The organism is Denitratisoma sp. agr-D3 (genome assembly GCF_054658675.1).
Genome location: NZ_BAAGIA010000001.1, coordinates 234,667 through 251,590 on the forward strand (window position 1 = coordinate 234,667; position 16,924 = coordinate 251,590).

A 16,924-nucleotide genomic window follows, 5' to 3' on the forward strand; every position below is an offset into this window, starting at 1 on the left:
GTCGCTTGATCGAAAGTCTTTCAGACTCACAGCGTATGCGTCTTGTCCCCGCGACTGAAGCCCAGCAGCGGGCCGGCGATGCCGCGGCCCAGGGCGATGACCTTGAACAGTTCGCCCATTTCGTTGGGGGACATCAGCAGTTGTAGCGCGCCGCTGGCCTTCACCGCGCCGGCGGGGTTGTCCTCGCGCTGGCGTTGGGCGAGCAGGTCGGCGATGCCGCAGTTCATGAGGAAGCTGGCCTGGGTGGTGTAGCCCAGCACGTCCAGCCCGGCACCGAAGCCGGCCTCGGCCACGGCGGTGAAGTCCACGTGGGCGGTGATGTCCGACAGACCGGGATACCAGTAGGGATCGTCGTGGCTGCGGTGCTGGTAGTGGCAGCGCACGGTGCCACCGTCCCGCTGGGCATGGTAGAGCTCGTGGCGGGGCAGGCCGTAGTCGATCAGCAGCAGGCCGCCCTGTTCGATGCGGCGTCCCCATTCGCCCATCCAGGCGCGGACGGCGAGGCTCACTTCGCCGCGATAGCCGAGGGGCACGACGATGTCGGCCACGCTCCGGCGCAGGGCATCGCCGGCGGGGCGTTCCGTTTCGGCGAAGGTGCCGTCGGCGGCCAGGGTCACGCCGATTTCCTGTAAGCCCATTTCTTCGTGCCAGTGCAGGCGGTGCACCGGCATGGCGTCCAGCACTTCGTTGCCGACGACGCAGCCGGAAAAGGTGTGCGGCAGGGCATCGAGCCACTGCACCCGCGCCAGATGATCCGGTGCCAGGCGGGCGATGGTGTCCCGCTGCCGGGCCCGCAGTTCGCCGGACAGTTCCAGGATCAGGTAGCGCGTCGGCGCCTGGTCCAGGGCGGCCAGGGCCAGCAGCAGGTCGGCGGCCAGCTTGCCGCTGCCGGCGCCGGCTTCCAGCACCACCGGCGCGGAAGCGGTGGTGATCTGCGCCACTTGGCGCGCCAGGGCCTGGCCGAAGAGGGGCGTGAGTTCCGGCGCGGTGACGAAGTCGCCCCCCTCGGCGGCGCTGCCGAACTTCTGCGCGCCGCCGGCGTAGTAGCCGAGGCCCGGGGTGTAGAGGGCCAGTTCCCAGTAGCGGGCGAAGGAGATCCAGCCGCCGGTCTGGCGGATCTCGTCGGCGATGTGCTGGACGAGGCGCTGGCTGGCGGCCTGGGCGTCGGCGGAGGGGGCGGGGAGTCGGGATTCCATGGCGCGGCATCATACAATGCCGGCCATGACTGATTCCCCCGATTACCAGCGTCGTTTCGGCGGCATGGCGCGGCTCTACGGCCCCGACGCCCTGGCCCGGCTGCAAGCGGCCCACGTTTGCGTCATCGGCCTGGGCGGCGTGGGTTCCTGGGCGGTGGAGGCCCTGGCCCGGTCCGGCGTGGGCCGGCTGACCCTGGTGGACCTGGACCACGTTGCCGAGAGCAATATGAACCGCCAGCTCCACGCGGTGGAGGACAACCTGGGCAAGGCCAAGGTGCAGGCCATGGCCGAGCGGGTGGCCGCGATCAACCCGGCCTGCGCGGTGAGCCAGGTGGACGACTTCATCACCCCGGACAACATTGCCGACCTGGTGCCCATCTGCGACGGCGTGATCGACGCCATCGACCAGGTGCGGGCCAAGGCCGCCCTGGCCGCCCATTGTCGCCGCCATGGGCAATGGCTGGTGACCACCGGCGGTGCCGGCGGCCGCATCGATCCGACCCGGGTCAAGGTGGACGATCTTTCCCGCACCACCCAGGACGCCCTGGCTTCCAAGCTGCGGGCCAGCCTGCGCAAGGATTACGGTTTCCCCCGCGATCCGAAAAAGAAGTTCGGCCTGCCCTGCGTCTATTCCGACGAACAGATCATCCGCCCTCAGGCCGGCGAGGCGTGCGAGGTGCCGGGTGAACAGCACGCGCCGGCGCCCCAGGGCCTCAACTGCGCCGGCTACGGTTCCTCGGTGGCGGTCACCGCCGGTTTCGGCTTTGCCGCTGCCGCCCTGGTGCTCAATCGCCTGCTGGGACGTTAATAGGGGCCAGGGACTGGAGGCTAGGGGCTAGGGGGCGGGCGGCAATGCTCCCAGCGTCGTCCCCGCGTAGGCGGGGACCCAGCGTCTTGGGCACTCAACGTCACTGGCTTCCCACCGGAGCGGGGAAGACCGCATGACTGCTAGGAGGGGGCGAAGGGGCCGGGTAAAATGCCGCCTTTGCCCACCCCTGACCATTTTTCGCCCTCCATCGTGGCTCCATCCGCAACCGCTCCTGTCGTGCTCGTCACCGGCGCCGCCCGTCGCGTCGGTGCCGCCATCGCCCGCCGTCTCCATCGCGATGGGGCGCGGCTGATGCTGCATTACCGCAGCTCGGCGGCCGAGGCCGAGGCCCTGGCGGCCGAACTCAACGGCCTGCGGCCGGGTTCCGCCGCCACCGCCCAGGCCAGCCTCGACGACTGTGTCGCCCTGGCCGCCCTGGTGGACAAGACCCTGGCCACCTTCGGTCGTCTCGACGGGCTGGTGAACAACGCCTCCAGTTTTTTCCCCACGCCCCTGGGCCGCATCGGCGAAGCCGACTGGAACGAGTTGATGGGCAGCAACCTGAAGGGGCCGCTGTTCCTGTCACAGGCGGCCGCCCCGGCCCTGCGCGCCAGCGGCGGCAGCATCGTGAACATCACCGACATCCACGCCAACCAGCCGGACCGGGGCTACGCTACCTACACGGCGGCCAAGGCCGGCCTGCTGGGCCTGACCCGGGCCCTGGCGGTGGAACTGGCGCCCCAGGCCCGGGTCAATGCGGTGGCCCCCGGTCCGGTGGAGTGGCCCGAGGGCGACGCCGAGTTCTCCGCCTTCACCCAGGCCGCCATCGTCGCCAGCACCCTGCTGCAACGTCCCGGCAACGCCGACGACGTGGCCCGCACCGTGGCCTTCCTGCTGTTCGACGCCCCCTACATCACCGGCCAGGTCATCCACGTGGATGGCGGTCGTTCCGCCCACCTGTCCCTACCCGATATCCCCGAGTAATCCGCCATGACCGACGCCGCCATCGAAACCCTTGCCGACACCAGCACCGGCGACAAGCCCGCCCTCACTCCCGCCCAGGAAAAGGAGAAGCGCGAGGCCAACAAGCTGGGCAAGCGTCTGCGCCGCCAGGTGGGCCAGGCCATCGCCGACTTCAACATGATCGAGGACGGCGACAAGGTGATGGTCTGCCTGTCCGGCGGCAAGGACTCCTACGGCTTGCTCAACATCCTGCTGCACCTGCGCGACCACGCACCGATCAACTTCGAGATCGTGGCGGTGAACCTGGACCAGAAGCAGCCGGGCTTCCCCGAGGAGGTGCTGCCCGCCTATCTGAAGCGGATCGGCGTGCCCTTCCACATCGAGGAGCAGGACACCTATTCCATCGTCAAGAAGGTGATCCCCGAGGGCCAGACCACCTGCTCCCTCTGTTCCCGCCTGCGCCGCGGCATCCTCTACCGGGTGGCACGGGAACTGGGCGCCAACAAGATTGCCCTGGGCCACCACCGGGACGACATTCTGCAAACCCTGTTTCTCAACATGTTCTTCGGCGGCCGCATGAAGGCCATGCCGCCCAAGCTGGTGTCCGACAACGGCGAGTTCATGGTGATCCGCCCCCTGGCCTATTGCAGCGAGAAGGACATGGAGCGCTGGGCCGAGGTGCAGCAGTTCCCCATCATTCCCTGCAACCTCTGCGGCAGCCAGGAGAACCTGCAACGGCAGGTGGTGAAGGAGATGCTCAATGATTGGGACAAGCGTTTCCCCGGCCGCATCAAGAACATGTTCGCCGCCCTGGGCCGGGTCACGCCCTCCCACCTGATGGACCACCAATTGTTCGACTTCAAGAATCTGAAGACCACCGGCATTCCCGATGCCGAGGGCGACGTGGTGTTCGACCAGGAAATGCCCGTGGCCCCTGGCGTGATCCCGCTGATGGCGATGGACGACGAATGACTCCTGTGTTGCACGGGCAATAAAAAAGGCCGGGGACTCCCGGCCTTTTTTGTTGGCGGCGTGCCGTTTATTTCGCGGCGGCAGCTTCGGCCTGGCACTTCTTCATGAAAGCGCCCTTGGCGGCGCCGGCCAGGGGCTTGCCGTTCTTGCCCATGGCTTTTTCCTCGCATTGGGCGTTGGGGGCGGCGGCACCCGGGGCGGCTTCGCCGCCGCTCAGACAGGACTTCATGAAATCCTTGCGGGCGGGGCCGGACAGGTTCTTGGCCTTGGCGTCTGCATTGCAGGACTTCATCCTTTCCTGCTGGGCCTTCTGGGCCTCGGAGGCGGCCAGGGCGTTGACGCTGCCGAGGGCGAGGGTGGCGGTGATCAGGGCGAGGGCGATTTTCTTCATGGATGCGTCTCCTTCAGTGGTTGAGTGGAACGGCAATCGTGAAAACCGGGGCGGCTGGCGGGCAGCCTAGTTCATGTCACCCGCCAGGGCCTTGTGCTGGCGGTCGAGGAATTCCTGCATGCAGTCGATGCCGCGCAGCTTGAGGATGGTCGAACGCACGGCGGTTTCCACCAGCACCGCCAGGTTGCGGCCGGCGGCGACGGGGATGGTGACCTTGCGCACCGGCACGCCGAGCACCGTTTCCGTCTGGGCATCCAGCGGCAGCCGCGCCGCCTGGGGCACGCCGGGCTGGGGCTTTTGCAGGTAGCAGATCAGGCGCAGGCGCATCTTGCGCCGGCAGGCGGTTTCGCCGAACACGGTGCGGATGTTGAGCAAACCCAGGCCGCGCACTTCGATGAAGTCCTGCAACAGTTCGGGGCAGCGGCCTTCCAGCACATCGGGAGGGATGCGCGAGACTTCCACCACGTCGTCGGCCACCAGGCCGTGGCCCCGGGTCAGCAGTTCCAGGGCCAGCTCGCTCTTGCCCACGCCGGAGTCGCCGGTGAGCAGAACGCCCAGGCCCAGCACGTCCATGAACACGCCGTGCAGGGCGATGGTTTCGGCGAAGACCCGGGACAGGTGCAGGCGCAGCACGTCGATCACCACGGCGGCGGACTGGGGCGACACCAGCAGCGGAGTGTTGGTGGCTTCACATTCCTGGCGCAGCACGTCGGGCACGCCGCAGTTGTCGGCGACGATGACGGCGGGGCAGGGGGCCTGCATGATTTCGTGGATCTGGTGGCGCAGCTTGTCTTCCGGCTGCTTGGCCGCCCAGACCAGTTCGGGGATGCCGAACACCTGGATGCGCTCCGGGTGGATCAGGTTCAAGTGGCCGACGATGTCCGCCGGGGAAATGTCGTCCCGGGGCGTGGCGATGCTGCGGCCGATGTCGCCGCAGATGTGGCTCAGGGTGAGGAATTCGCCCTGGGCCGCGTAGAGGTCGGCGACCGTCAGCTTGCGTGCCATTGCTGGAACAGGCCGTGCAGGGCCGCGTTGTCGGGGGCGGAGAGCAGGCCTTCGCGGAAGGCCTTGTCGGAAAACATCTGGGCCAGTTCGGACAGCAGTTGCAAATGCTTTTCCGTGGCCGCCTCGGGTACCAGGAGGACGAACATCAGGTTCACCGGCTGGCCGTCGGGAGCCTCGTAGGGTACCGGCGCCGCCAGGCGCAGGAAGGCGCCGCGGGCTTCCTTGAGGCCCTTGATGCGACCGTGGGGAATGGCGATGCCCTGGCCGAGGCCGGTGGAGCCGAGTTTTTCCCGGTCGAACAGGGCGTCGTAAACCGTGGCGCGGGCGATGCCGTGGTTGTTCTCGAACAGCAGGCCGGCCTGTTCGAATGCCCTTTTTTTGCTGCTGGCTTCCAGGTCCGCCACGACATTGTCGAGGGGCAGGATTTTGGCGATCTGATTCATGGGTGGATGGACAACCCCTGAAGAACCCCGCCGTGGCGGGACGGATCGGGAATGCCGGCGATCCGGGGGGACTTCGGCATTCCCGGGCAGGGCCGGCTTATTCGGCGGGATTGGCGGCGCCGGTGGCGCGCTTGTCGTGGTTGTGGTCGGTGACCTTTTCCTTGTGCTTGACCACTTGCCGGTCCAGCTTGTCCACCATCGCGTCGATGGAGGCGTAGAGGTTCTCGCCCACGGCGTCGGCGTGGATGTCCTTGCCCTTCACGTGCAGGGTGATTTCAGCCTTCTGCTTGGTCTTGTCCACGGAGAGAATGACGTGGGTGCTGGTGACGTGGTCGAAGTGGCGGATGACCTTTTCCACTTTGCCGCTAACGTATTCACGGATCGCGGGGGTGACTTCCACATGATGACCGGTGATGTTGAGATTCATGATGCCTCCTTCTCTCTTTAGATAGTCTTTCTGAGGTTGACCGGCGGTATGTTCAAGGACTCGCGGTACTTGGCGACGGTCCGCCGCGCCACCACGATACCCTGTTCACCGAGGATTTCTGCAATTCGCGCATCGGAAAGGGGTTTTTGCCCGTCCTCGGCCCCGACCAGCTGCTTGATCAGGGCGCGGATGGCGGTGCTCGATGCGGCGCCGCCGGTGTCGGTGGACACGTGACTGCCGAAAAAGTATTTGAGTTCGTACACGCCCCGGGGGCTGGCAAGGTACTTTTGCGTGGTGACCCGGGAGATGGTGGACTCGTGCAGGCCCAGGGTGTCGGCGATCTCGCGCAGGGTGAGGGGACGCATCGCCACCTCGCCGTGGTCGAAGAAGGCCCGCTGCCGGTCCACGATGGCCTGGCTGACCCGGAGGATGGTGTCGAAGCGTTGCTGCACGTTCTTGATCAGCCACTTGGCTTCCTGCAACTGGCCGGACAGGCCGGAGGAGGCGCTGCCCCGGTTCTGCCGCAGCAGCTCGGCGTAGAGCCGGTTGATGCGCAGGCGCGGCATGGCGTCGGAGTTCAGGTTGGCGGTCCAGCGTCCCCGGTATTTGCGCACCATCACGTCGGGGGTGACGTAGCGGGTGTCCAGGGCCGCGTACTGGGCGCCGGGACGGGGGTTGAGGCCCTTGATCATGTTCTGGGCGTCGCGCAGGGCGTCGTCGTTGCAACCCAGGGCCTTCTTGATGCGGGCGAAGTCGCGGGCCGCCAGTTGCTCCAGGTGGCCGGCGACGATGGCCGTGGCCAGTTCATGCACCGGCGTCTTGGGCATCACGGCCAATTGCAGCAGCAGGCATTCGCGCGGGCTGCGGGCGCCGACGCCGGTGGGGTCGAAATTCTGCACGTGACGCAGGGCGATCTGGAGTTCCTCCAGCAGCTCCTCCGGGTCATCCCCCAGTTCCTCCGGCAATACGTCCACCAGCTCTTCCAAGGGTTGGGCCAGGTAGCCGTCGTCGTCCAGGGCTTCGATCAGGAAGGCCACCAGGGCGCGGTCCCGGGGCGGCAGTTGGGTCATGGCCAGCTGGGTCAGCAGGTGGTCGCCGAGGCTGGTGGCGGCCGCCTGGATTTCACCGGCATCGGTGTCGTTGTCGTCGTTGGGGTCGCGGTTGCTGTTGCCGCTGCCCGGGGTGCCGAAGTCGTTGCCCCAGCTCAGTTCATCGTTGTTGTCGCTGGCCGGGGTGGTTTCGCTCTCGGCCGGCGTGGTGACGGTTTGCGGGGTTTGCAAGGCGTCGCCACCGGGGGTGTAGCTGCTCATGTCGCTGGCGGGCTCATCCCGTTCCAACAGGGGATTGTCCTGGAGGAACTGCTCGATTTCCTGGTTGAGCTCCAAGGTGGATAGTTGCAGCAGCTTGATGGACTGCTGCAACTGGGGCGTGAGCGCCAGGTGTTGGGAAACTCTGAGCTGAAGCGATTGTTTCATCGTTGTGCTGCCGCCGGGCCCTGGGCCCTACATGCGGAAATTTTCTCCGAGATAGACACGGCGTACGTTTTCATTATGAATGATTTCCTCCGGCGTGCCCGAAGTCAGCACCTCGCCCTCGTTGATGATGGTGGCGCGGTCGCAGATGCCCAGGGTTTCCCGCACGTTGTGGTCGGTGATCAGCACGCCGATGTTGCGCGCCTTGAGGAAGCCGATGATCTTTTGAATATCCAGCACGGCGATGGGGTCAACGCCGGCAAAGGGTTCGTCCAGCAGGATGAAGCGGGGACTGGTGGCCAGGGCCCGGGCGATTTCCACCCGGCGCCGTTCGCCACCGGAAAGGGCGATGGCCGGACTGTCCTTGATGTGGGAGATGTGCAGTTCTTGCAGCAGTTCGTCCAGGTGGCCCTCGATCTGCTGGGGCGTGAGATTTTGCAATTCGAGCACGGCGCGGATGTTCTCGGCCACGGTGAGGCGGCGGAACACCGAGTTCTCCTGGGGCAGGTAGGACAGGCCCAGGTGGGCGCGGCGGTGGATCGGCATGTGGGTCAGCCGGTCGCGGGCGCCCGGGCTTTCCAGGCCAATCTCGCCGCCGTCGGCGGAAACCAGGCCGACGATCATGTAGAAACAGGTGGTCTTGCCGGCGCCGTTGGGGCCCAGCAGGCCCACCACTTCGCCGCTGCCCACGTCGAAGGACACGTCCTTGACCACGGTGCGGGACTTGTATTTCTTGCGCAGGTTGCTGGCGGAAAGCCGGACCGGCGGCAGGGTGGAGGTGTCGCTCAACATGCGTCCAGTTCCTTCAACACGCGGCGGATGACGTCCGTGGCAAAGCCCCGGGACTGGAGGAAGCGGGCTTGGCGGGCCCATTCCTTGGCGTCCGTCGGTGCCGCTGCGAATTTCTTGGCCCACACGGCCCGGGCCCGCTCGCTATCGTCCGCCAGGTCGGCCTTGCCCAGTTCCGCCTCCACCACCTCGGTGGCGATGCCCTTGCCGCGCAGGGTGTGGCGCAGCTTGGCGACGCCGAAGCGCTCGCCCAGGCTACGCACGTAGCTTTCGGCGAAGCGGGCGTCGGATTGCAGGTTGTGGCGTTGCAGATCGGCCAGCACGGTTTCAATGTCCTCGGGGTTGCCGTGGGGGGACAGCTTGCGCAGCAGTTCGGCGCGGCTGTGTTCCCGGCGCGCCAGGAGCCGAACGGCCTTGGCCTTCAGCTCGCCGACGCTCAGGGGTTCCTTAGTCTTCGCTGTTCGCGGTGGGGATTGCATTGACGCCCAGTGCTGCGCGCACCTTGTTCTCGATTTCCACGGCGATCTCGGGATGTTCCCGCAGGTATTCGCGGGCGTTGTCCTTGCCCTGGCCGATCTTCTCGCCGTTGTAGGAATACCAGGCGCCGGACTTCTCGACGATCTTGTTTTCCACGCCCAGTTCCACCACTTCGCCCTCGCGGGAGATGCCCTCGCCGTAGAGGATGTCGAAGTGGGCTTCGCGGAAGGGAGGGGCCACCTTGTTCTTCACCACCTTGACGCGGGTTTCGTTGCCGATCACTTCCTCGCCCTTCTTGATGGCGCCGGTGCGGCGGATGTCCATGCGCACGGAAGCGTAGAACTTGAGGGCGTTGCCGCCGGTGGTGGTTTCCGGGTTGCCGAACATGACGCCGATCTTCATGCGGATCTGGTTGATGAAGATGACCAGGGTGTTGGTGCGCTTGATGTTGGCGGTGAGCTTGCGCAGGGCTTGGGACATCAGGCGGGCTTGCAGGCCGGGCAGCTGGTCGCCCATTTCACCCTCGATTTCGGCCTTGGGCGTCAGGGCGGCGACGGAGTCGATCACGATCAGGTCCACGCCGCCGGAACGCACCAGCATGTCGGCGATTTCCAGGCCCTGCTCGCCGGTGTCGGGCTGGGAGATCAGCAGGTCGGGCACGTTGACGCCCAGCTTGCCGGCATAGACCGGGTCGAGGGCGTTTTCCGCGTCGATGTAGGCGGCCACGCCGCCCAGTTTTTGAACTTCAGCCACCACCTGCAAACACAGGGTGGTCTTGCCGGAGGATTCCGGGCCGTAGATTTCGACGACGCGGCCACGGGGCAGGCCGCCGATGCCCAGGGCGATGTCCAGGCCCAGGGAGCCGGTGGAAACCGCCTGGATATCGTTTTCGATCTGGCCTTCGCCCATCTTCATGATGGAGCCCTTGCCGAATTGTTTTTCGATCTGGGCCAGGGCGGCCTGGAGGGCCTTTGCCTTGTTGTCGTCCATGGAGTGTCCTTTCAATGATTGGGCCGATTATGGCATGAATGGCACGCTTCTTGCCGCCCCGCTAGGGCTTTTTGGCAAGGAGCGCCAGCAGTTGTTCGAGGGCGAAGACAAGTGCTTGATAGCGAACGGTTTCCCGGTCACCGCCGAAGCGTCGGCGACGATTCCGGGGCGCTTCGCCCCGGAAGCACCAAGAGAAGCATACGGTACCCACTGGCTTACCCGGTGAGCCACCCGTCGGCCCGGCGATGCCGGTAATCGACAGTGAAATCAAAGCCTTGGAGTTTTGCAGCGCGCCCAGGGCCATGGCGGCGGCGGTTTCCAGGCTCACCGCGCCGTGGTTTTCCAGGGTGGCGACGGGGACGCCGAGCATTTCCTGCTTGGCCTCGTTGGAATAGGTGACGAAGCCCCGCTCGAACCAGGCCGAACTGCCGGCGGTGTGGGTCAGCACCTGGGCCACCCAGCCGCCGGTGCAGGATTCGGCCGTGGCCAGGGTCAGTCCCCGGGCCGCCAGGGCGGCTCCGACCCGGGCGGAAAGGTCGGCCAGGCGCGGGTCCATGGCCGGCATCAGCCCAGCAGGCGCTTGAGCAGGGCCAGGACGAGGACGGTATGGCCGGCGGCCATCAGGTCGTCCATCATCACGCCGAAGCCGTTCTTCACCTGGCGGTCGAAAAAGCCCGCCGGCGGCAGCTTGATGATGTCGAACAGGCGGAACAGGAAGAAGGCCGCTGTCTGCCAGAGCAAACCGTCCAGGGAGAAGTAGTAGCCGTGGGGCGAGGGCATCAGGGCCGGCGGACAGAACATCAGCACGCCCCAGAAGGGGACGATTTCGTCCCAGACGATGGAGCCGTGGTCCACCACCCCCAGCCGCCGGCCGGTGACGTGGCAGGCATAGACGCCGAAGACAAAGAGAAAGAACAGGGCCAGCAGGCAGACTGGATCGGAGGGAAAGACGAAGCGCAGCAGCGGGTAGCTGGCCCAGGCGAAGGCGGTACCGACGGTGCCCGGGGCGAAGGTGGACAACCCGCTGCCGAAGCCGCAGGCCACCAGGTGGGCCGGATCGGTGAAGAGGAATTTGAGGGGGGGCGGAGGATTCTTGGCCATGGCTGTCAGGAGCTGGTGATGAGGGGCTAGGGAACGAAGTGATCGTACCCCCGTCGGCGGACGGGGAGGGGCTGCCCCTGGGCATCCAGCAGACGCAGGTCGCCGGCGGGGCCGGCTTCGGTCGTGCCGATGCGGTGCAGGGGCAGGTGAAGGGAGGCGGCCAAGGCCAGCAGGGCCGGGCGCTGTGACGGGGGGGCGGTGAAGGCCAGCTCGTAATCGTCGCCGCCGGCCAGCAGGCTGTCGAGGGCCAGATCTGGCGGCGCGTCCGCGGGCAGCAGGCCCAGGGGCAGGGCTTCTACGTGCAGCGTAGCGGCGAGGTTGGAGCGTTCGAGGATATGGCCCAGGTCCGCCAGCAAGCCGTCGGACACGTCGATGCAGGCGCTGGCCAGGCCGCGCAGGCCGAGGCCGAGGGCAACCCGGGGTTGCGGGCGGTGCAGGGCGGTCAGGCAGTCCGTGGCGTCTTGTAGGGCGACGCGGCCTTGCACCTGGCTCAGGCCCAGGGCGGCCCGGCCCGGCGTGCCGGAGACCCAGACATCGTCGCCGGCGTGGGCACCGCTACGGCGCAGGGCCTGGCCCGCCGGTATCTCGCCGAGGATGGTGACGCCCAGGGTCAGGGGACCGCGGGTGGTGTCGCCGCCGATCAGTTCAACGTCGAAGGCGTCGGCGCAGGCGAAAAAGCCCCGGGCGAAGGCAGCCAGCCAGGCTTCGTCCGCCGCCGTGGTCGCCGATAGGGCCAGGCTCAGGGTGGCCCAGCGGGGCGTGCCGCCCATGGCGGCGATGTCGGAGACGTTGACCGCCAGGGTCTTCCAGCCCAGGGCCTCGGGCTCGGCATCGGCAAGAAAGTGGGTACCCGTCACCAGCAGGTCGGTGGATACCGCCAGTTCCTGGCCGGGGCTGGGGACCAGCAGGGCGCAATCGTCTCCCACGCCCAGCACGGCGGACCGTGCGGGGCGGGTGAAGTAGCGTTCGATCAGGGAGAACTCGGACGGCATGGGCGCCTCCGGGTGGGGTGGGCGAGGCAGCCTACTTGCGCGCTTCGGCGGCCCGCAGTTCCGGGGCCAGCTTGTCCAGCACGCCGTTGACGAAACGGTGGCCGTCGGTGCCGCCAAAGGTCTTGGTCAGCTCGATGGCCTCGTTGATGATGACCCGGTAAGGCGTCTCGATGTGGTGCTTGAGCTCGCAGGTGGCCAGCAGCAGGATGCCCCGCTCGATGGGGGATACGTCTTCCCAGGCGCGGGTGATGTGGGGCGCGATCAGGGTTTGCAGGTCGGCGGCGTGGAGCAGGGTTTCGTGCAGCAGGGACTTGAACAGCTCGGTGTCGGCCTTGTCGAAACCGGGCACGGCCTCGGTCTGCACCTGGATGGCGGCTTCGTCCTGGCCGCCGATCAGGTACTGGTAGAGCCCCTGGACGACGAATTCGCGGGCCTTGCGGCGGGAGTTCTTGCCGCTCATGAACGCACCGCCTTCAGCAGGTGGGCCATTTCCACCGCACACTGGGCGGCTTCGCGGCCCTTCTGCACCATGCGCACGCGGGCCTGGTCGTCGTTCTCGACGGTGAGCACGGCGTTGGCGATGGGTACGCCGGTGAACAGCTGGGCCTCGGTGATGCCCCGGGAGGATTCGTTGGACACCACCTCGAAGTGGTAGGTCTCGCCACGGATGACGCAACCGAGGGCGATCAGGGCGTCGTACTTGCCGCTCTTGGCCATGGTTTGCAGCACCAGGGGCAGTTCCAGGGCACCGGGTACGGTGACCAGGGTCACGTCGTCGGCGTTGGCGCCCAGCTTGGCCAGTTCGTCGCTGGCGCCGGAGAGCAGGCCGTCGCCGATCTCCTCGTTGAAGCGGGAAAGAGCAATGCCGAAGCGCAGCCCGGCGGCGGAGAGATTGGATTCCAGTTCGCGGAATTCGCGGCGAGCCATGTGGGTTCCTTTATTTGTTGGCGTTGTCGGGCGCGAGATAGCCCGTCACTTCCAGGCCGAAGCCGGCCATGCTGGGAATGCGCTGGGGGTTGCCCATCAGGCGCATCTTGCCCACGCCCAGGTCGCGCAGGATCTGGGCGCCGGTGCCGAACAGGCGGTTGTCCCAGCGGGCCGGATTGCTGCCGCCGTCGCTGGTGCTGGCGCCGAGGGCGGCCATGATGGCGCTACGGGAGGGCTGCCGCTGCAACAGCACCAGCACGCCGTTCTTGGCATTGATGGTGCGCATGGCCTGGTCGATGCTGTAGCTGTAGGGCTGGCCCTGGAAGTCGAGAAAATCGAGGATGGACAGGGGCTGGTGCACCCGCACCAGCACTTCCTGGTCCGGCTTGATCTCGCCCTTGGTCAGGGCGAAATGCACCTCGTCGCTGGTCTTGTCCAGATAGGCGTGGAGGGTGAAGTCGCCATGGGTTCCCCGCACCTGGCGGGTGGAGACCCGCTCCACCAGCTTTTCATTGGCATTGCGGTAGTGGATCAGATCGCGGATGGTGCCGATCTTGAGACCGTGTTCCTTGGCGAATTCGATCAGGTCCGGCAGGCGGGCCATGGTGCCGTCGTCCTTGAGCACCTCGCAGATGACGGAGGCCGGTTCCAGCCCGGCCAGACGGGCCAGGTCGCTGCCGGCCTCGGTATGGCCGGCGCGCACCAGCACGCCGCCGTTCTGGGCGGTGAGGGGGAAGATGTGGCCGGGTTGTACCAAGTCGGAAGGCTTGGCGTCCCGGGCCACGGCGGCCTGCACCGTGCGGGCCCGGTCGAAGGCGGAAATACCGGTGGTGACGCCCTCGGCGGCCTCGATGGAAACGGTGAAGGCGGTGCCGTGGGGGGTGCGGTTGTCCTGCACCATGGGCGGCAGGTTGAGTTGCTTGCAGCGCGCTTCGGTCAGGGTCAGACATACCAGGCCGCGGGCGTGCTTGACCATGAAGTTGATGACTTCGGGAGTCACGAACTCGGCGGCGACGACGATGTCGCCTTCGTTCTCCCGGTCTTCCTCGTCCACGAGGATCACCATCTTGCCGGCGCGGATGTCGGCAATGATGTCGTAAATGGGGCTGATGTCGCTCATGGGCGGGGTGTAAAGGGTGTAGGGGAAAAGGGGCGCATTTTACGCCCCAAAACCGGACGGGGCCGATTGTTGACGATCGGCCCTGCCGTGGCGAGCTTGGGCGGTCAGCCGGCTAGTTCCTTGTCGGCGGTGAGCAGGCGCTCGCAGTAGCGGGCGATCAGGTCCACCTCCAGATTCACCCCGGCGCCGGCTTTCAGGTACTTGAGGGTGGTGACCTGTACCGTGTGGGGAATCAGGTTGATGGAAAAGTCGGTGCCGTCCACGGTGTTGGTGGTGAGGGACACGCCGTTCACCGTCACCGAGCCCTTGCGCGCGATGTACTTGGCCAAGGCCTTGGGGGCGCGGATCACTAGCTCGTGGGATTCGCTGATCTTCTCGAACTTGAGCACTTCGCCCACGCCGTCCACATGGCCGCTGACCAGGTGGCCGCCGAGGCGGTCGGTGAGTTGCATGGCTTTTTCCAGGTTCACTTCGGCATTGTTGCTGGCGCCATCCAGGCCCACGGTGCAGTCCAGGGTTTCCTTGGAAACATCCACCTTGTAGCTGTCGCCGGCCTTCTCGATGACGGTGAGGCAGACGCCGTTGTGGGCCACGGAATCACCGAGGCCGATGTCGTCCAGGCCCAGGGCCGGGGCTTGAATGGTGAGGCGCACGCCCTTTTCCAGGGGCTGCACGTGGGTGATCTTGCCGGTGGCGGCAACGATGCCGGTGAACATGGATGAATCTCCGCAATCAGGACGTCAATGGGGGAGGCGGTCGAGTACCGCCAGGAACTCTGCCGGCGCCTGGTAGCCGACGACCCGCAGGTCCGTCAGTTCCTGGCCGGAACGATCGAAGAAGATGATACCCGGCGGACCGAACAGGCTGAAGCGCTTGAGCAGTTCGTAGTCGGCGTCGTTGGCGGCGGTAACGTCGGCCCGCAACAGGGTCATGGTGGCGAAGCGTTGCTGAACCGCCGGATCGCTGAAGGTGTTGCGCTCCATCTCCTTGCAGCTCACGCACCAGTCCGCGTAGAAGTCCAGCAGCACGGGCTTGTCGGCTTTTTGCAGGCGGGCGTCCAGTTCCGCCACGGTGCGCACGGTGTCGAAATGTACTTCGCGGCTGACGCTGGCGTTGGCCGGGGCGAGGAAGCCCAAGGGCTTCAAGGGGTCGCGGGAACCGCCGGCAACGCCGGCCACCAGGGCCGCGCCGGCCAGCAGCATGAGCAGGCCGATGCCCTTCCAGAAACGGTGCCAGTGATTGGCGTGGGGCGGCAGCGGGTCGATGGCCCGCAAGTAGATGGCAGGCACGATCAGCAGAGCCGCCCAACCCAGCATCACCAGCCAGATCGGCAGTACCGGCGACACCAGCCAGAGGGCCGTGGCCAGCAGCAGCACGCCGAAGAATTTTTTCACCGATTCCATCCAGGGGCCGGTGTGGGGCAACAGGGAACGGGAGAACAGGCCCACCGCCAGCAGCGGCACACCCATGCCCAAGGCCAGGGCGAACAGGGCCGTGCCGCCGAGCAGGGCGTTGCCGGTCTTGGCGATGTAGAGCAGGGCGCCGGCCAGGGGCGCGGCGACGCAGGGGCCGACGATCAGGGCTGAGAGGGCGCCCATGATGAACAGGGCGGGCAGGTTGCCGCCCCGGTGGTTGGCCGTGTCGGATAGGCGGCTTTGCAGGCTGCTGGGCAGTTGCAGTTCGTAGAAGCCGAACATGGAGAGGGACAACACCACGAACACCAGGGCGAAGCCCCCCAGCACCCAGGCGTTTTGCAAGGCGCTGGAGAGCAGGGTGCCGGACAGGCCGGCGGCGACGCCGGCCAGGGCGTAGGTGATGGCCATGCCCAGCACGTAGGCGAGGGACAGGACGAAGGCGCGGGCATGACTGACAGCGTGGCCGTGATTGACGATGATGCCGGAGAGGATGGGCACCATGGGCAGCATGCAGGGGGTGAAGGAGAGCAGCAGGCCAAAACCGAAGAAACTGATCAGGGCCAGCCACAGGTTGCCCTGGAGCAGGCGGGCGATGCGTGAAGTTTCGTTGCCATTATTGTCGCCGCCCAGGGTGTTGCTGGCCTTGTTCGTTGCGGCCGTGCCGGCCGCTTCCACATCCACCACGGGGCTCATGGGGGGGTAGCAGATGCCCATGTCGGCGCAGCCCTGGAAGCCCAGTTTCAGGCTGAGCGGGTTGCCGGCGCCGCTGACGGGCAGCTTGACGGCGAAGGACTGGTGGAACACTTCCACCTTGCCGAAATTAGGATCGTCCTTGGTCTCGCCTTTGGGGAAGATCGGTGTGCCCAGGGTGCCGGCCCCCGTGGCGACGGCGAACTGGAACTTGTCCCGGTAGAGGTAGTAGCCCGGGGCGATGTCGTAGCGCACTTCCACCGTGGCCGGGTCGAGGAAGCGGGCGCTGGCCTGGAAGGCCTGTTCCGGCGGCAGGGGCTCCTGGCCGGCCTGGGCCAGCCAGGGCATGAGGAAGAGAAACAGGCAGAGGAGGCTACGGAAAAACTGGCGGGTCAGCATGGGGTGTCGTTCGGTGTGGTTTCTGCAACGACCCAGCCCAGGTAGGCGGGCAGGCCGGTCGCGATTGGGACCGCGATGATCTCGGGAAGTTCATAGGGGTGGTTTTCCCGGATGGCCGCTTCCAGGGCCGGGTAGCGGGCCGCCGTGGTCTTGATCAGCAGCGGCACTTCCGTCGCAGCTTCGATTTGCCCTTGCCAGCGATAGACCGAGGTGCAGGGCGCCAGGAGGTTGACGCAGGCCGCCAGCCGTCCTTCCACCAGCCGGCTGGCAAGCATGCGGGCGGCATCGGCGTCGGGCAGGTTGGTCAGGACCAGCAGAACGGGGCTGGGCGGGGTGGCGGGTTCCAT

General features: G+C 66.5%; 21 protein-coding genes. 3 read left to right on the forward strand and 18 right to left on the reverse strand.

The window, feature by feature from the left end; all coding sequences use genetic code 11:
• Positions 1-26 precede the first annotated feature (26 nt).
• Positions 27-1,196 carry a class I SAM-dependent methyltransferase gene (locus ACYQ2U_RS01075; RefSeq protein WP_459948485.1) on the reverse strand — a complete coding sequence of 390 codons (1,170 nt, stop codon included), beginning with the start codon at positions 1,194-1,196 and terminating at the stop codon, positions 27-29.
• A gap of 25 nt (positions 1,197-1,221) precedes the next feature.
• Between ACYQ2U_RS01075 and tcdA the strand changes: the two genes are divergently transcribed.
• The 3 genes from tcdA to ttcA all read left to right on the forward strand — a co-directional run bounded on the left by tcdA (position 1,222) and on the right by ttcA (position 3,939).
• Complete coding sequence (tcdA, locus tag ACYQ2U_RS01080; protein ID WP_459948486.1) at positions 1,222-2,004, forward strand: tRNA cyclic N6-threonylcarbamoyladenosine(37) synthase TcdA; 783 nt, start codon at positions 1,222-1,224, stop codon at positions 2,002-2,004.
• A 210-nt stretch (positions 2,005-2,214) separates the two neighbouring features.
• Positions 2,215-2,988 carry a pteridine reductase gene (locus ACYQ2U_RS01085; protein ID WP_459948487.1) on the forward strand — a complete coding sequence of 258 codons (774 nt, stop codon included), beginning with the start codon at positions 2,215-2,217 and terminating at the stop codon, positions 2,986-2,988.
• A 6-nt stretch (positions 2,989-2,994) separates the two neighbouring features.
• Complete coding sequence (gene ttcA / locus ACYQ2U_RS01090; protein ID WP_459948488.1) at positions 2,995-3,939, forward strand: tRNA 2-thiocytidine(32) synthetase TtcA; 945 nt, start codon at positions 2,995-2,997, stop codon at positions 3,937-3,939.
• Between the two features lie 67 nt (positions 3,940-4,006).
• On the opposite strand, the gene ACYQ2U_RS01095 is transcribed toward ttcA, so the two are convergent.
• The 17 genes from ACYQ2U_RS01095 to cutA all read right to left on the reverse strand — a co-directional run bounded on the left by ACYQ2U_RS01095 (position 4,007) and on the right by cutA (position 16,924).
• Positions 4,007-4,330 (reverse strand): PsiF family protein, encoded by a 324-nt coding sequence (locus ACYQ2U_RS01095; RefSeq protein ID WP_459948489.1) that lies wholly within the window; start codon positions 4,328-4,330, stop codon positions 4,007-4,009.
• Positions 4,331-4,396: 66 nt separating this feature from the next.
• Positions 4,397-5,335 carry an HPr(Ser) kinase/phosphatase gene (gene hprK / locus ACYQ2U_RS01100; RefSeq protein ID WP_459948490.1) on the reverse strand — a complete coding sequence of 313 codons (939 nt, stop codon included), beginning with the start codon at positions 5,333-5,335 and terminating at the stop codon, positions 4,397-4,399.
• The gene (ptsN, locus tag ACYQ2U_RS01105; protein WP_459948491.1) at positions 5,320-5,778 is read right to left on the reverse strand and encodes a PTS IIA-like nitrogen regulatory protein PtsN; all 459 of its coding nucleotides are present in this window, start codon (positions 5,776-5,778) and stop codon (positions 5,320-5,322) included. Before ptsN ends, hprK begins: the two co-directional genes overlap by 16 nt.
• A gap of 97 nt (positions 5,779-5,875) precedes the next feature.
• The gene (gene hpf, locus ACYQ2U_RS01110; protein WP_459948492.1) at positions 5,876-6,205 is read right to left on the reverse strand and encodes a ribosome hibernation-promoting factor, HPF/YfiA family; all 330 of its coding nucleotides are present in this window, start codon (positions 6,203-6,205) and stop codon (positions 5,876-5,878) included.
• A gap of 17 nt (positions 6,206-6,222) precedes the next feature.
• Positions 6,223-7,680 (reverse strand): RNA polymerase factor sigma-54, encoded by a 1,458-nt coding sequence (locus ACYQ2U_RS01115; protein WP_459948493.1) that lies wholly within the window; start codon positions 7,678-7,680, stop codon positions 6,223-6,225.
• A 27-nt stretch (positions 7,681-7,707) separates the two neighbouring features.
• Entirely contained in the window at positions 7,708-8,469 is a 762-nt protein-coding gene (gene lptB / locus ACYQ2U_RS01120; protein ID WP_459948494.1) for an LPS export ABC transporter ATP-binding protein, read from the reverse strand.
• Entirely contained in the window at positions 8,463-8,945 is a 483-nt protein-coding gene (recX, locus tag ACYQ2U_RS01125; RefSeq protein ID WP_459948495.1) for a recombination regulator RecX, read from the reverse strand. Before recX ends, lptB begins: the two co-directional genes overlap by 7 nt.
• Positions 8,914-9,933 (reverse strand): recombinase RecA, encoded by a 1,020-nt coding sequence (gene recA, locus ACYQ2U_RS01130; protein WP_459948496.1) that lies wholly within the window; start codon positions 9,931-9,933, stop codon positions 8,914-8,916. Before recA ends, recX begins: the two co-directional genes overlap by 32 nt.
• A 61-nt stretch (positions 9,934-9,994) precedes the next feature.
• On the reverse strand, positions 9,995-10,498 hold the full coding sequence (locus tag ACYQ2U_RS01135; protein WP_459948497.1) for a CinA family protein: 504 nt from the start codon (positions 10,496-10,498) through the stop codon (positions 9,995-9,997).
• On the reverse strand, positions 10,498-11,034 hold the full coding sequence (locus ACYQ2U_RS01140) for a phosphatidylglycerophosphatase A family protein (protein WP_459948498.1): 537 nt from the start codon (positions 11,032-11,034) through the stop codon (positions 10,498-10,500). Before ACYQ2U_RS01140 ends, ACYQ2U_RS01135 begins: the two co-directional genes overlap by 1 nt.
• A gap of 26 nt (positions 11,035-11,060) precedes the next feature.
• A complete protein-coding gene (gene thiL, locus ACYQ2U_RS01145) occupies positions 11,061-12,026 on the reverse strand; it encodes a thiamine-phosphate kinase (protein WP_459948499.1) in 966 nt (321 codons plus the stop codon).
• A 31-nt stretch (positions 12,027-12,057) separates the two neighbouring features.
• A complete protein-coding gene (gene nusB, locus ACYQ2U_RS01150; RefSeq protein WP_459948500.1) occupies positions 12,058-12,486 on the reverse strand; it encodes a transcription antitermination factor NusB in 429 nt (142 codons plus the stop codon).
• The gene (gene ribH / locus ACYQ2U_RS01155) at positions 12,483-12,953 is read right to left on the reverse strand and encodes a 6,7-dimethyl-8-ribityllumazine synthase (protein ID WP_459948501.1); all 471 of its coding nucleotides are present in this window, start codon (positions 12,951-12,953) and stop codon (positions 12,483-12,485) included. Before ribH ends, nusB begins: the two co-directional genes overlap by 4 nt.
• A 10-nt stretch (positions 12,954-12,963) precedes the next feature.
• Positions 12,964-14,073 carry a bifunctional 3,4-dihydroxy-2-butanone-4-phosphate synthase/GTP cyclohydrolase II gene (gene ribBA / locus ACYQ2U_RS01160; protein WP_459948502.1) on the reverse strand — a complete coding sequence of 370 codons (1,110 nt, stop codon included), beginning with the start codon at positions 14,071-14,073 and terminating at the stop codon, positions 12,964-12,966.
• A 104-nt stretch (positions 14,074-14,177) separates the two neighbouring features.
• Positions 14,178-14,789, reverse strand: a complete 612-nt coding sequence (locus ACYQ2U_RS01165) for a riboflavin synthase (protein ID WP_459948503.1) — start codon at positions 14,787-14,789, stop codon at positions 14,178-14,180.
• A 24-nt stretch (positions 14,790-14,813) separates the two neighbouring features.
• Positions 14,814-16,577 (reverse strand): protein-disulfide reductase DsbD, encoded by a 1,764-nt coding sequence (gene dsbD, locus ACYQ2U_RS01170; RefSeq protein ID WP_459948504.1) that lies wholly within the window; start codon positions 16,575-16,577, stop codon positions 14,814-14,816.
• Positions 16,571-16,924: a divalent-cation tolerance protein CutA gene (cutA, locus tag ACYQ2U_RS01175; RefSeq protein WP_459948505.1), complete on the reverse strand. Its 354-nt coding sequence runs from the start codon at positions 16,922-16,924 to the stop codon at positions 16,571-16,573. The genes dsbD and cutA overlap by 7 nt, the downstream gene beginning before the upstream one ends.